Raw genomic sequence first — 15,139 nt, forward strand, 5'->3', positions numbered from 1 at the left:
CAGGAGGCTGCATGCAATTCTGTTTTACTAACGCGCTGCTAGCGTGTGTCATCACCACATTGAGCAGCGCTGCGGTTAGCGCAGACGATTTGAGCCCTGCGCAAATTACCGAGCTTATCGGCACCACACCCGCCTCCGCCGAAGGCCAAAATGCTGCACTGAATTGGCAACAATGGGGCGCAGCAGAAGCAGCAGCAAAGGCCATAGTAGACGCCCCTGTCGAAAGCTGGGGAATCCTACCCGACGTACAAGCGGAAGCCTACGACGATCTAGACACACTATTAGACAGCGAAGAGATTCGCAGAATGTGGCGTTCGCTGGGCACACAGGGAGAAATGTATCGCATCAAGCGTTTAGCCGTTGGCCGCCCCCACGTTGGCGAAGCGTCGTGGTATGGCCCCGGCTTTCATGGCCGTTTAACGGCAAGCGGTGAGCGATTCAATATGCATGCCTTAACTGCTGCCCATCGCACCCTGCCGCTACCCAGCTATGTGCGAGTCACACATGTCGGCAATGGCAGAAGCACCATCGTCAAAATCAATGATCGTGGCCCCTACCATGGCAATCGCATCATTGATTTATCGTATGCAGCCGCTCAATTGCTAGGCATTAAAGGCACCGGCCGTGTTTCCTTGGAGCCGGTAAAAGGCGAGGAGCGTGAAGGCAGTCGTCGTGCGGGCGTCGCCCTGAATACCGCCCCTGCGTATCAATTGATGCTAGGAAACTATAACGACACACACGCCGCCCAGTTGCTACAAGCGAAGCTGATGAAGCGTTTACCGATGGGCATCCCCGTGATTTTGTCGGTAAGCCCTGCGCCTGTTGAAGCTCACCGGGTCATTGTCGGGCCGTTAGCGTCTAGCCTCGATGTGCAACTGTTAGTGCGCAGCATCCGTGCATCGCGTATGGACTTCGCCGAAGAGCCTCTTCGTATTAATGCACTGAAGCCGCAATAACAACGCGCTTTAGCAGCCAACCTTACGCGAACCGTAGGTCGCTGGCTGCTTGGTTTGTGCGGCCTTGACCGCCTGCTTTTGATTGCGACCTAGCAATAAACGCAACTGATACCAACGCTCCAAGCAAAACGCTTTATTCACCGATGCCGGCCACGCACGCTGGAACAGAAATTTAGTTGCTGCCACGGAGTCCGGGGAGCGCGTAATAATTTCCGTGACTAGGGCATGTGCCGCCGCTAATGGGTCTGCATGTGTTTCCGTTACTAGGCCATAGGCTTTGCCCTGCTCAGCAGAAAAAACCTCCGCCGTCATCGACAGTTTCTTGGCTACATCCAAGGGCATCACTTCACGAAAGCTAACCGTACCGGACATATCGGGAATGAGGCCCCACTTGGCTTCCATGATGGACATTTCACAGTCTGGCGTGGCGAAACGGAAGTCCGCTGCCAGCGCGATTTGCACGCCAGCGCCATAGCAACGACCGTGCATGACGGCAATCACGGGCACCGGAATACGACGCCAAACCCAGGCTACTTCTTGAAAGTTATTGGTATTGCGCCAGAGCGGGCGAAGGAAGTTACTGAGCATTTTCGACGGCTTTTTCATGAAGCCTGGAATGTCTAGACCACTGCAAAAGCTAGCGCCTTCAGCACGAATAATCACCGCACGAATGTCGCGATCTTTGCGGAGCTCCTGCCCTACGCGAATCAGTTCCGATAACGTGTCGATGCCAATCGCGTTGTGCTTTTCTGGACGCGCCAGAACGACTTCTACCCAAGACCCTTTATGCTCAACACGAACTGGTGACATGGCTCAGACCCTACTCAGGAACATTAGGGGACTGAGCCTATCAGTCCTTGGCTTAGTCGCCTATGACCAAAACTTCACCGTCGCGCTCAATCACGGCGAATGTCGCAATCGTCACTGACTCATCCTCTAAGCAGGCTCCGGTGAGCAAGTCAAAGTGCTGTTTGTAGACCGGCGAGGCAACCACCGCACGCCCCTGCAGGCTGCCGGTAATACCTCGAGACAAGACATTGGCTTGCGAGAAGGGATCGAAGTTGCTGATGCCATGCAGCGAACCATCACGTAGGCGGAAAATGGCCACTTGCTTGCCATTGACCAGTGCCGCGACACCAACACCAGCCTGAACCTTGTCACTCGTACATACCGCAACAGCGTGTTCCATATTCATTTCCTTAGCGGCACTCATAACGACACCGTCGCAATTCGATCAACCGCTTTTTCGGCGGGCGTGGCGGGGCGAATTTGACCACGTTCTTCAACAAAAACGATGTTGTCATCGGGCACGTCGACAGCATTGATAAAGCTGTTGAAGCGAGCACGCAGTTCAGGTGTTTCAACGGTGGTTTTCCACTCACACTGGTAGGTGTCGGCCACAGCCTGCATGTCCTTCTCCAGCTCATCAGCCAAGCCGAGAGAGTTCTCAATCACGACTTGCTTCAGGTAGTCGAGACCGCCCTCCAAGTTTTCGCGCCAAACACTGGTGCGCTGCAGGCGATCGGCGGTACGGACATAAAACATCAGCACGCGGTCAATGTACTGCACCAGCGTGGCCTCATCGAGATCACTGGCAAACAGCTCGGCGTGACGTGGACGCATGCCGCCGTTACCACAGACATACAGGTTCCAACCGCGCTCAGTGGCAATCACACCGATGTCTTTGCTCTGTGCCTCTGCACACTCACGGGTACAGCCGGACACACCAAACTTAATCTTGTGCGGGGAGCGCAGACCCTTGTAGCGATTCTCTAAGCGCACGGCTAAGCCAACTGAGTCGCCTACCCCGTAGCGGCACCAGGTGGAGCCCACGCAAGACTTCACCGTACGCAGCGACTTGCCGTAGGCATGGCCGGTTTCAAAGCCGGCAGCAATTAACTCTTCCCAAATCAGCGGCAACTGCTCAACACGCGCGCCAAACAGGTCCACACGCTGGCCGCCGGTGATCTTGGTATACAGACCATATTTCTTCGCCAACGAACCCACCGCAATGAGGCCATCCGGCGTGACTTCACCTGCTGGCATACGCGGCACGACCGAGTACGTACCATCTTTCTGCAAGTTGCCGAGGAAGTAATCATTGGTGTCCTGCAAACCAGCGTGGCTAGGCTTGAGGATGTATTCATTCCACGTCGAGGCCAGAATGGACGCCGTGGTGGGCTTGCAGATATCACAGCCCTCACCCGTGCCATGCTTTTCCAGCAGCTCGTCAAAGGTCGTGATTTTTTCGACTTTGATCAGGTGAAAAAGCTCCTGACGCGAGTAGGCGAAGTGTTCGCAGAGGTCTTTCTTAACTTCAATGCCTTGCTTAGCCAGCTCGCTTTTCAGAATTTGGCCGACCAAGGCGGTGCAACCCCCACACGAGGTGCCCGCTTTGGTCAGGGCTTTTAGCTCGCCCAGATCGCAGGTTCCCGCTGCAATCGTGCTGCAAATCATGCCCTTGCTCACGCTGTTGCAAGAGCAAATCTGAGCCGTGTCTGGCAAGGCGTCGGCACCCAGCGCCGGTGCGCCGCCTGCGCTTTCGGGCAGAATGAAACTTTCTGGGTTAGCGGGCAGCGTCATTTCATTGAGCATGAGCTGCAGCAAGGTGCCATAGGCCTCGGCCTCGCCAATCAGAATCGCCCCCAGCAGCTTCGTTTTGTCGGCAGACACCACGAGCTTTTTGTAGACCTCAGCGGCTTCATCCACATAGGTGTAGGCCAGCGAGCCAGGCGTCGCGGCATGGGCGTCGCCAATGGAGGCCACATCAATGCCCATGAGCTTGAGCTTGGTGGACATGTCTGCGCCACGGAAGGCGCTTTCTGTTTTGCCCATGATGTGATCGGCAGCGACTTGGGCCATCTGATAGCCGGGCGCGACTAAACCGTAGATACGGCCACTCCAAAGCGCGCACTCACCAATCGCATAGATATCGGGGTCGGAGGTTTGGCACTGATCATTAATCACGATGGCGCCGCGCTCACCCATAACCAGCCCGCACTGACGTGCCAGCTCATCGCGGGGGCGAATGCCGGCGGAGAACAGAATCAAGTCCGTTTCCAGCGAGCTGCCATCCGCAAAATTCATGGCATGACGGGCGCTTTTGCCATCGACAATTTCTTGGGTATTTTTGCCGGTATGCACGTGCACACCGAGGGCTTCAATCTTGCGACGCAGCACGCGGCCACCGCCGTCATCAACCTGAACCGCCATCAGTCGCGGGGCGAACTCCACCACATGCGTTTCTAAGCCGAGATCGCGCAGTGCTTTGGCCGCTTCCAGACCGAGTAAGCCACCGCCCACCACCACGCCAACTTTCGATACGGCTGCGCCGGCTTGGATGGCTTCTAAGTCTTCAATGGTGCGGTAGACCAGGCAATGTTCGCGATCTTTGCCCGGCAGGGGCGGCACGAAGGGGAAGGAGCCCGTGGCCAGTACCAGTTTGTCGTAGGCCACGACTTCGCCACTGGCCACCGTGACTTGCTTGAGTTCACGATCAATGGCGACAGCTTTTGTGTTCAGGTGAAGAAAGACGCCGCTGTCGGCAAAGAAGTTGCCTTTAACCAGACTCAGGTCTTCTGCGGTCTTACCACTGAAGTAGGCCGACAAATAAACGCGGTCATAGGCTGCTCGTGGCTCTTCAGCCAGTACCGTAACTTCAAGCTCAGCATAGCCGGCACTATCTTCCACCAGTTGTTCCAGAAACTTATGGCCAACCATGCCATTACCGATAACAACGACGCGCTGTTTGTGACTCATGATCGTACTCCACACGTGGCCAGAATATTTTTCAATTCCGACTGACAAGAACCGCAATTTGTACCGGCCTTTAAACAACGGCCAATGGCAACAACACTTTCCAGACCCTCAGCGGCGATGGCACGACGAATCGTTTTCTCACCGACACTGAAGCAAGCACACACGGTGCGTCCCACATCGCTCGCGGGGTCCGAGGGCCGGCCTGACAGCAAGCCTCGACGCATCAAATCATCAACGGGCTGGCCCAATTGGCCGCTAAGCCAGGACCGCTCGGGTACGGCATCGGTTTGCGTGGCCAAAACCAGCACCGCATGCAAGCGACCGTCCCGAATCTCCGCACGCCGATACAATCCGCGTGCCAAGTCTGAATATTCCAACCATTCACCGTCGGTTAATGGCAGCCAGCGATCCGCTAGTACTTGCAAATCAGTGACTTGGCTACCAGCCAGTTCATGCCGCCAGCCGTGCTCGCCGCGAATAGACACGGCATAGTCCGTTTCCGGTAGCTCAGTGTCATCCACATGCAGCCAAAAGCCCTGCCAGGCGGGCTGCCAAGGCATCACAGCAACGGGCGTATGCTTGTTTTCAGGCTGGCCGGAGTACGGGTCTGTAACAGGATTGACCAGTGGCCCGACTCGACCCTGCGTGCTAATCGCACCAGTCCAGTGCATCGGCACGAAAACGGTGCGTTCCTGCTGACCGCTATGGCACTGCACGCGCGCCAACATCTGCCCCCAGCGAGTACGGAGCTGTGCCAGCTCGCCGTCACGCAGGCCATGGGCCGCTGCATCGCGAGGGTGCATTTCAACAAAAGGCTCGCTGATGTGCGCCAGCAACCTCGGCGTTAAGCCCGTGCGTGTCATGGTGTGCCACTGGTCGCGAATACGGCCGGTGTTAAGCACAAAGGGATATTCCGCGCAGGTCGGGTTGTGGGGCGCTTTGGGCTTCACGGGTAATAAGCGCGCCTTACGGTCCGGCGTAAAGAAGCCGCCGTCAGCAAACAATCGCGTTTGACCATCCGGGCGGCCTAAGCGGACAGGCCATTGCACGGGCTGGAGCGTGTTGTAGCGCTCGTTATCCAAGCCCGCCAAGGCGCTGATGTCAAAGTCGCGCAGAATGGCATCGGGCGCATTCTCAAAGCCCGACAAGGCCGCGTGTTCTGCAAATACTTCCGCTGCGCTCTCATACGGGAAGGCCGCCTCATAGCCCAGTGCCTGAGCCACGCGGGTGACGATCCACCAGTCCGGCATGGCCTCACCGGGCGCCGGCAGAAAGCCGCGCTGACGGGAGATTCGGCGCTCGGAGTTGGTCACAGTGCCATCCTTCTCACCCCAGCCACGAGCGGGCAGCTTGATGTGGGCCAGGCGATTGGTGTCGGTGTCGGCTATGCAGTCGGAGACAATGACGCACTCAGCACCTGCCAGCGCCGCTTTTACGCGATCAGCATCCGGCATAGACACCACGGGGTTAGTACCCATGATCCAGATCAACTTGATGTTGCCGCTGTGAACCGCCTCGAATAGATCGACCGCCTTCAGGCCGTTGCTGCGGGCAATCAGTGGTGCCTGCCAGAAGCGCTGCACGAGGTCGAGATGCGCCGGGTCGGTTAGCTCCATATGCGCGGCGAGCTGGTTGGCGAGCCCTCCCACTTCGCGGCCGCCCATAGCATTGGGCTGGCCCGTCAGTGAAAATGGGCCACTGCCAGGCTTACCAATACGGCCCGTGGCGAGATGGCAGTTGAGCAGGCTATTCACCTTATCGGTGCCCGCGCTGGACTGGTTCACGCCCTGCGAATACAGCGTCAGACTGCGCGGCGTATTGGCAAACCAGCGATAGAACTGGGCGATGGCATCTTCGTCGAGACCGGTGGCATCGGCCACTTGCGAGAGCTTGCCGGCGCTGGCCTTGGCCTCAGCCAGCGCAACGCCGAAGCCGGTGGTGTGCTGCGCCAGATAGTCGTGATCGATCACGCCTTGCGCCGCCAGATGCGCGAGCAGGCCGTTGAACAGCCAGACATCGCTGCCGGGCTTCAAAGGCAAATGCAGGTCAGCAATTTCGTTGGTCGCCGTGGCGCGCGGGTCAATATTGACGATACGCAGCTCGGGCCGACGCAGCTTCTCGGCCTTAATGCGCTGGAACAGCACCGGATGACACCAGGCCGTGTTAGAGCCTGTCAGCACGATGAGATCCGCTAACTCAAAGTCTTCGTAGCTATTCGGCACAGTGTCCGAACCAAAAGCGCGCTTATGCCCCGCCACGCTCGACGACATACACAAACGTGAGTTGGTATCGATGTTGGCGGTGCCAAGAAAGCCCTTCATGAGCTTATTGGCGACGTAGTAGTCCTCGGTCAGCAGCTGACCCGACACATAGAAGGCGACGGCATCACGACCGTACTGCGCCTGCACGCGACGGATCTCGCTGGCGATGGTATTGGCGGCCTCATCCCAGCTGGTGCGCTGACCGCGCACTTCCGGGTACAGCAGGCGCCCTTCCAAACTGAGCGTTTCGCCCAGCGCCGAACCTTTCGAGCACAGCCGACCAAAATTGGCTGGATGCGCACCGTCCCCATCAATGCGAACCTGCCGAGTGGCCGCATCTTCAACCGTGGCAATCACGCCACAGCCCACGCCACAGTATGCGCAGGTGGTATGTGTAGCGCCTTCGGCATCCGCCAAGGCAATACGATTAGCGTCGAGCAGCACGGTGCCGCCCACGCGTTCAAGCGGCTGCGACATGTTCGCTCCCAGCACCAAATAACAGGTCATCCCTAAGGTGGCTAACGTCGCGCCCCTCACGAATCAAATCAAAATACCAAGCGCCATCCTGCGTATCGCCATACAGCACCGCGCCCACTAAACGACCATCGGCCACACACAGCTTTTTGTAGACGCCACGCGCAGGGTCGCGATAAATCAGCTTATCCGCCGCCTCATGGTTAAAGTCGCCGGCCGAAAATAACGCCACACCACTGACTTTCAAGGTGGTGGCCGTGGGTTTTTGGATGTAGCGACTAATGCCCATTTCAGCGAGATGATTGGCGCAGACTTTGGCTTGGTCATACAAAGGTGCGACAAGACCAAAAAGTGCACCACGATGTTGCACACACTCGCCCACGGCATAAACACGGGGGTCGAAGGTCTGTAGGGTGTCGTTGACCAGAATGGCTTTATCGACCTGCAAGCCCATGGACCGCGCCAGCGCCACATTAGGGCGCACACCCACGGCCATCACTAATAAGTCGCAGGGCAGCTCGCTACCATCTTTGAAGTGCAAAGCCTGTAATTTGCCCGTTTCTGCCTGATGGCTGATGTGCGAGCTCATGGCCGAGACTTTGAACGCTATGCCATTGGCTTCAAGGGCTGAGCGCAATAATTTAGAGGCTTCCTCATCTAGCTGGCGATTCAGCAAATAGGCGGCATCATTCACGACCGTGACTTTCATGCCTTGCTTCACCAGGCCATTGGCCGCTTCCAGACCCAACAATCCGCCACCCAGCACGGCGACGCGAGCCGGCACTGAAGTGGGTGCCAACATGCGGCGAACGTCTGCGATATCGCGAAAACTAATGACATCTGGATGGTCGTGACCGGGCAACGGCACCATAAAGGGCAGCGAGCCTGTGGCCAGCAACAGGCGGTCATAGCTCACGTCATTGCCTTGATCCGTTGTGACGCGGCGCTGAACACGATCCACCGCCGTCACGGTGTGGCCGGCCAGCAGCGTGATGCCGCGCTCGGCGTACCAACTCAGGGGATGAATAACGATGTCTTCAAAGGATTTTTCACCCGCCAGCACCGGCGACAACATGATGCGGTTGTAGTTGCCATGCGGCTCACGGCCAATCACCGTGATGTCGTATTTGTCGGGTGCCAGCTGCAAAAGCTCCTCGACCGTACGCATACCGGCCATGCCGTTGCCGATGACCACCAGTTGCATTCGGGTCATATGCCCTATTCCCAGTAACGAAGTAATGCCGTGCCCAAAGCAAGAGCCATGCCATGCACTGCGCTGGTGCTGTTTTGCGTATTTATGGCATGGCACTTGCTAAAGCGCATCACACCGATACTGGTCGATCTTGGAGCACCTACCTCATGGCCTTTCGTTTTCCCTTGCCGTTATTGAACTGGCAGGAACCGCGCATTCGCACCCTGCACTACACCTGGATGGCCTTCTTCATCACCTTCCTGATTTGGTTCGCGCATGTGTCGCTGATGCCGATGATCAAAGAAACCATGATGCTCACCGATAATCAGGTGAAAGCCTTCCTGATTCTGAACGTGGCGCTAACCATTCCGGCGCGCATCCTGATTGGCATGCTCGTGGATAAATACGGTCCGCGTCGTAGCTATAGCGTGTTACTGCTGGTCTGCGGCTTCCTCTGCTTAGGCTTCGCGGCGGCACAGACTTTTGAACAGCTCGCGGTTATGCGCTTCCTGCTCGGCTTCACGGGTGCCGGCTTCGTCATCGGCATCCGTCTCGTCAGCGAATGGTTCCCGGCTCGCGAAGTCGGCATCGCTGAAGGCATTTACGGTGGCTGGGGCAACTTTGGTGCGGCGGTCGCCAAAATCTCCATGCCCATCATTGCGGTCAGCGTGTTTGGTGGCGAGTTCGGCTGGCGTTATGCCATCGCCCTTACCGGCGTGCTGGCCATCCTCTACAGCGGCGTGTTCTACCATAATGTGCGCGACACCCCGAAAGGCGCGACCTACTTCAAACCGAAGAAGACCGGCGGCCTGGAGGTCACCAGCAAGGGTGATCTGGTGTTCTACATGCTGGTCAACCTGCCGATTTATCTGATCCTTTATGTACTGGCCTGGCGCTTATCGCCCACCGGACTCGACATCATTAGCCAAACCTTTACCGAAATCTGCTACGGCATCATCACTTTCTTGATGGTCTGGCAGTCGTGGAAAATCTGGCAGGTCAATCGCCACCTGATGACCGAAGTCATCCCCAGCACCCAACGTTACAAGTTCAAGCAGGTCGCCATTCTCAACCTCGCTTACATGGCCTGCTTCGGCTCCGAAATCGCCGTAGTGTCTATGCTGCCGATGTTCTATGGCGAGACCTTTGGCTTGACGCCCGCGATGCTCGGCCTCATGGCCGGCTCCTTCACCATCATGAACTTGGTGGCGCGTCCGGCCGGCGGCCTAATCTCCGACAGTATCGGTCGTCGCAAAGTGCTGATGACTTGCCTGGCGATTCAAACCGGCGGTTACGCGCTGCTGTCGCAGGTCAATGCGGGCTGGGGCATCGCACTCGCGGTCGTCGTGACGCTAGGCACCTCCGTATTCGTGCAGGCGGCCTGTGGCGCCGTGTACTCGGTGGTGCCGCTGATTCAGCGCCGCATGACTGGCCAGATCGCCGGCATGGCGGGTGCTTACGGCAACGTCGGTGGCGTGTTCTTGCTCACCGTGCTGTCGTTCGTCTCGCCGATGACCTTCTTCTTTGTTATCGCCGGGCTGTCAGCCGTCGCCTTTGCTGCCGCACACTTTCTCGATGAGCCGCGTGGGCATATCGTAGAGGTCGATGAAGATGGCAATGTCCAAATGATTGCAGTGAGCTAATGTGACTTCAGCCCAAACCAGTACCGCGACACTTCAACTCAGCGTTGCCCAGCGCTCCCTTGCCGGCGTCAAGCCCGGCAACGAGGATGCCCTGGGCATTCGTTTGCCTGATGCCAGCGAGCGCCATCGTGGTGCCGCGCTGGTCATTGCCGATGGTGTCAGCAGTGCCGATGCCGGCCGGCAAGCCGCCGAAGCCGCAGTGCAAGGCTTTCTCAGCGACTATTACGCAACGCCGGACACCTGGTCGATCCAGAGCGCGGGCGAGCGCGTGGTGACCGCCATCAACCATTGGCTGCATGGCCGTGGTCAGGCGCATGCCGAGAATCAGGGCTGGCTGACGACCTTCACGGCGCTGGTCTTGCGTGGCCGTAGCGCACACATCCTGCACATTGGCGATACCCGCGTGTATCGCCTGCGCGGCGAGACGCTGGAACCGCTGACTCAGGATCACTGCACGCGCATCAATGCCGACACGACTTACCTGAGCCGCGCACTGGGCATGGACTGGCGTGTCGACATCGACTATCGCCACAGTGACATTGAAGTGGGCGACCTTTTTATGACCTGTAGTGACGGGGTTCACGGATTTATTGCCAACCCGCAGCTAAAGCAGTTGTTGCGCGAACAGCAGCACGATCTGGAAGCACTGGCCGATACGCTGCTCGCCACGGCACTCGCGCAAGGCAGCAACGACAACCTGTCTTGCCAGCTCGCACGGGTGGAGTCGGTCGGGCTGGACACTCATGACGAACTCGGCCAGCAGCAGTCACGCTTGCCAGTTCCGCCGAGCTTACTGCCGGGGCAGACGCTGGATGGCTACTTCATTGAAGCCGAAGTGCATGCCAGCCCACGCAGCCACCTCTACCGCGTACGAGATAGCAAAACCGGCCAACTCTTCGCACTGAAGGCACCCAGCGTGCAGTTCGAGGATGACGAAGACTATCGTTCGCACTTCGCCATTGAGGGTTGGATAGGCCAGCGCATCACGCACAAAAACCTGATTCGCATTCATCCGCCCACACGAGCGCCTCAATGCCTGTACCACATCATGGACTGGCTCGAAGGTGAGTCGCTGGCAGGCTGGCATAATCGCCAAGCGCGGGTGGATATTGCCGTGGTCGTGGGCTTTGCCCGCCAGATCGTTGCCGGTCTGCGCGCCTTGCATCGCCGTGACACCCTGCATCAAGACCTGAAGCCCGACAACATCCTGCTCTGCAACGATGGCACGCTGAAGCTCATCGACCTCGGCTCGGCGCGCGTCGCCAGTCTGCAGGAGTCATCTCCACGCGATGTGCTGGATCGGCCGGGTGCAGCTGATTACGCCGCGCCGGAATATGCGCTGGGGCTGGCTCGTGACACGCGGGCCGATCAGTTCTCCTTGGCGGTGACACTCTATGAGTTACTGACCGGCCAGCACCCCTATGGTGAAGATTACGATCAGGCTCAGACGCCAGCGGCGTTTCATCAGCTGCGCTATGTCAGTGCCTGCAAGTACAACCCGCATCTGCCGCTCTGGTTCGATGCAGCCCTGCGCAAGGCCTGCGCCATCAATGCCGACAATCGCTACGAGGCGCTTAGCGAGCTGCTGCTAGATTTGGAGCGACCGAATCCAAGTCTGACGCCGAATCAGCGCCTGCCATGGATCGAGCGTGATCCGGTGAGGTTCTGGAAGTGGTTGGCGCTGGTGGCCGTGGCTGGGCATGTTACTTGGTTGGTTCGTGCACTGATGCCTTAACTGTTGCTTCGAATCAGCTGGGCTCCGAACATCGGCCAGCGAGGGCCAACACCGGCTGAAACACGCCGCTAGTACGTCCATGTAGGCTCTCATGCGCCATCCTTGCCGCATGAAGGTTTCTGCCAGTGTTAGCCCTCGCCGCCCTTGTTTCAGGGGTAGTTTTTCGGGGGCGTTAGAACTTGTAGTCGACCTGGGCCCAGGCTTTGACGACATCCTTGGTCGTGGCCGAGGCATCTTCGCCACTGCCATCGTACTGAGCCACCTTGACCATGGCTGACCAGTTTGGCGTGAAGGTCTTGCTTACGCTGGCATCAATTTCCTGACCAAACTGCTTGCTGCTGTCGTTGGACTTAAAGCGATGCACCGCCAGTGCCAATCCCAGTCCCGCTACTTTGCCGGAAGCCTTGATATTGGTATCCACCAAGCCGCCTGCAGGTGTCACCAAGAAACGATCGGCCCAACCGTTGAAGGCATGCAATGTCGCCAAAGGCGTCTGAAAACCATGCTCCAGCGCTTCACGCTGAACCTTCACGAGCACCGGCCCAAAGTCGTAGCCAAGTTGAATGTCGCGATAGGTGGCATTCGGCACGACCGCCTCAACGGAATCTGCATATTGACGCTGCTGACCATAAGAGAGGTCATAGAGGAACTTGCCCTTCTTGCCATCCACTTTCAGCAAGCGATACTCACGACTCTTGTCTTTGCCCGCATTAGCCAGCAAGAACGGCTGACCAACCGCTTCTTTGCCTTCCAGACCCGCCCAGAACAGGGTCACATTCGCCCCTATCGGCGTGCGCGCCTTCAGGTTCACGATGGGCAGGCGAATGTCGCCGTCCTGGCCACTGATCATGGCCACCTTGTTGGCGTAGCTGGCCTGCACATCAAGCCAAGACAGCAGCTTGGCTTTCTCGTAGCTGATCGCGGTGAACACCTGATCGTCCTGACGGAAAGCGACATCACCAATGAAGCGGGCATTGTTGTAGACCACTTTCTGTTTGCCGATTTTGAAGCCGTAACCCGCCAGCCAAGCCTGATTGATCGCCGTATTTTCGGGATCGACCACGGTGGCATATTTCGTATTCACCTGCACGGCAGGAACATGGTAATCGTCAGCCAACGCACGAATGTCTTCGGCCTCGGCGTAGGCGGTGATGCCGGCAATCGGTGCCAGCTTGTAGCCGAGCACGGTACGCACAATAAAAGCCTTCGCAGGGTCAGCAGCGGCCATGCCATCATCATCAACAAACTCGAAACGCGGGCGCACCTGAAAGGTCGCCTTGCCCGCTTTTACGGCATCGGTGAATACATCTGCTGCGTGCACTTCGGCGATGGCCAGCGACATCAGCGACACAGTCAAAATCAGTTTTTTCATGATCACATCTCCAAGTTCAGGGGTTTAGCAAAAATCAGGCCGCAGGCCGTTTTTCTTTCTGATAAAGGAACTCCAGCACGCTGGCGCGCAACTGGTGGTATGCCGGATTTTCTGCCAAGGCGAGGCGCTCACGCGGGCGCGGCAGATCAACCGTTAGGATGTCGCCGATGACCGCTGCCGGGCCGTTACTGAGCATGACGATACGATCAGACAGCAGCACGGCTTCATCGACATCGTGAGTCACCATAACGACCGTAGACTGTGTCTTGGCCACAATAGCCAGCAGCTCATCCTGCAGGTGGGCGCGGGTCAGTGCGTCGAGGGCACCAAACGGCTCATCCATGAGCAGCACACGAGGCTCCATGGCCAAGGCCCGCGCAATGCCCACGCGCTGTTTCATGCCTCCGGAGATTTCATTCGGACGCTTCTGTGCCGCGTGGCTTAGGCTCACTAAGGCCAGCGCCGCATCGGTACGCGCTTTCAATTGCGCTTTGCTCTCGCTCGCAGAAAAAACACGCTCAACGGCGAGGTAGACGTTGGCGTAGCAGGTTAGCCACGGCAACAACGAGTGATTTTGAAAGACCACACCGCGATCCGGGCCAGGGCCCGCAATTTCGCGGCCTGCACAAACTAAATGGCCGGTGCTGGGAAGCGTTAGGCCAGCAATCAAATTCAGTAGCGTGGATTTGCCACACCCTGAATGACCGATCAAGGTAATGAACTCGCCCTGCTCAATGGTGAGGTTAATATTTTTCAGGGCGGTGAAACTGCCTTTGGCCGTTTCAAAGGTCATGCCCACATCGGAGATTTCAACGAATTTTTTCGACAAGCTCATGACTATTCTCCGGCTCAGTATTCGAAACGACGGGCCAACAACACCAGCGTCTGTTCCAACAGCAGACCAATTAGGCCGACCACAAAAATCGCGATCAGAATGTGTGCCACGTTTAAGTTGTTCCACTCATCCCACACCCAGAAGCCCAGCCCGGTGCCGCCGGTGAGCATTTCAGCAGCGACAATCACCAGCCACGCCACACCAATAGCCAGTCGAACACCCGTCAGCAGGTAAGGCAGTACGGCAGGAAAGAGAATGGTGGTGAGTACCTTCCACTCACTGAGGTTGAGCACGCGCGCCACATTGAGGTATTCCTGCGGCACCTGGCGCACACCGGCAGCGGTATTGAGAATCATCGGCCAGATACTGGAGATGAAGATGACCCAGATCGACGCCGGCTCAGCCTTCTGAAAGACGAGCAAGCCAATGGGTAGCCAGGCCAATGGCGATACCGGCCTTAACAGCCCCATGATGGGCGACAGCATGCCGGAGATAAACGCCGATCGGCCCACAATAAAGCCCAAGGGAATGCCCACCACAGCGGCCATGCCGAAACCCAGACCCACACGGGCCAGCGAGTGCAGCACGTTCCAGCCAATGCCCATGTCGTTCGGGCCGTTTTCATAGAAGGGGTCCGCAAAAAGTGTGAGTGCCGCATCCCACGTTGCTCCGGGGCCCGGCAGGTCACTGCGAAAGCCTGCCAGCATTTGCCAGGCCAGGAGGAACAGTAAGACGCCCAACAGAGGCGGCAAAACCTGCATGGCGTGAGCCTGCAATTTACGCCGGCGCATGCGGATGGATTCAGCGGCGATATTGGCCGGCAGTGCCGCAGAAAATTTCAACATAAATCTCTCCCAGCGAGGGCGCAAACGCCCTCGCAGATAACGGTTCCACTTCGTTATTAAGTCGTTC

Annotated in this window: 11 protein-coding genes; 3 read left to right on the forward strand and 8 right to left on the reverse strand. The window is 57.7% G+C overall.

The window, feature by feature from the left end:
• Positions 1-11 precede the first annotated feature (11 nt).
• Positions 12-956: a septal ring lytic transglycosylase RlpA family protein gene (locus AC14IB_RS06370; protein WP_484231089.1), complete on the forward strand. Its 945-nt coding sequence runs from the start codon at positions 12-14 to the stop codon at positions 954-956.
• Between the two features lie 9 nt (positions 957-965).
• Here the strand turns inward: AC14IB_RS06370 and AC14IB_RS06375 are convergent, their stop codons facing one another.
• From AC14IB_RS06375 to AC14IB_RS06395, 5 genes are read right to left on the reverse strand one after another with little or no spacing between them, the layout of a single operon-like run.
• Complete coding sequence (locus AC14IB_RS06375) at positions 966-1,766, reverse strand: crotonase/enoyl-CoA hydratase family protein (protein ID WP_484231090.1); 801 nt, start codon at positions 1,764-1,766, stop codon at positions 966-968.
• A 52-nt stretch (positions 1,767-1,818) separates the two neighbouring features.
• Entirely contained in the window at positions 1,819-2,169 is a 351-nt protein-coding gene (gene nirD / locus AC14IB_RS06380) for a nitrite reductase small subunit NirD (RefSeq protein WP_484231091.1), read from the reverse strand.
• Positions 2,166-4,715, reverse strand: coding sequence for a nitrite reductase large subunit NirB (gene nirB / locus AC14IB_RS06385; RefSeq protein WP_484231092.1), 2,550 nt, complete (start codon positions 4,713-4,715; stop codon positions 2,166-2,168). Before nirB ends, nirD begins: the two co-directional genes overlap by 4 nt.
• On the reverse strand, positions 4,712-7,453 hold the full coding sequence (locus tag AC14IB_RS06390; RefSeq protein ID WP_484231093.1) for a molybdopterin-dependent oxidoreductase: 2,742 nt from the start codon (positions 7,451-7,453) through the stop codon (positions 4,712-4,714). Before AC14IB_RS06390 ends, nirB begins: the two co-directional genes overlap by 4 nt.
• Positions 7,437-8,663: an NAD(P)/FAD-dependent oxidoreductase gene (locus AC14IB_RS06395; protein WP_484231094.1), complete on the reverse strand. Its 1,227-nt coding sequence runs from the start codon at positions 8,661-8,663 to the stop codon at positions 7,437-7,439. Before AC14IB_RS06395 ends, AC14IB_RS06390 begins: the two co-directional genes overlap by 17 nt.
• A gap of 53 nt (positions 8,664-8,716) precedes the next feature.
• Here AC14IB_RS06395 and AC14IB_RS06400 point away from each other — a divergent pair, with 53 nt between their 5' ends.
• Together AC14IB_RS06400 and AC14IB_RS06405 are read left to right on the forward strand one after the other, a co-directional pair.
• Positions 8,717-10,285 carry an MFS transporter gene (locus AC14IB_RS06400; protein WP_484231095.1) on the forward strand — a complete coding sequence of 523 codons (1,569 nt, stop codon included), beginning with the start codon at positions 8,717-8,719 and terminating at the stop codon, positions 10,283-10,285.
• A gap of 1 nt (position 10,286) precedes the next feature.
• Positions 10,287-12,020, forward strand: coding sequence for a bifunctional protein-serine/threonine kinase/phosphatase (locus tag AC14IB_RS06405; protein WP_484231096.1), 1,734 nt, complete (start codon positions 10,287-10,289; stop codon positions 12,018-12,020).
• A gap of 172 nt (positions 12,021-12,192) precedes the next feature.
• Here AC14IB_RS06405 and AC14IB_RS06410 read toward each other — a convergent pair whose 3' ends face one another.
• The 3 genes from AC14IB_RS06410 to ntrB are packed head-to-tail and all read right to left on the reverse strand — an operon-like array spanning position 12,193 to position 15,018.
• Entirely contained in the window at positions 12,193-13,392 is a 1,200-nt protein-coding gene (locus AC14IB_RS06410) for a hypothetical protein (protein WP_484231097.1), read from the reverse strand.
• A 34-nt stretch (positions 13,393-13,426) separates the two neighbouring features.
• The gene (locus tag AC14IB_RS06415; RefSeq protein ID WP_484231098.1) at positions 13,427-14,227 is read right to left on the reverse strand and encodes an ABC transporter ATP-binding protein; all 801 of its coding nucleotides are present in this window, start codon (positions 14,225-14,227) and stop codon (positions 13,427-13,429) included.
• Between the two features lie 14 nt (positions 14,228-14,241).
• Entirely contained in the window at positions 14,242-15,018 is a 777-nt protein-coding gene (ntrB, locus tag AC14IB_RS06420; RefSeq protein WP_484231127.1) for a nitrate ABC transporter permease, read from the reverse strand.
• Between the last annotated feature and the right edge of the window lie 121 nt (positions 15,019-15,139).

The sequence above is a fragment of the Perlucidibaca sp. genome, from assembly GCF_057084925.1.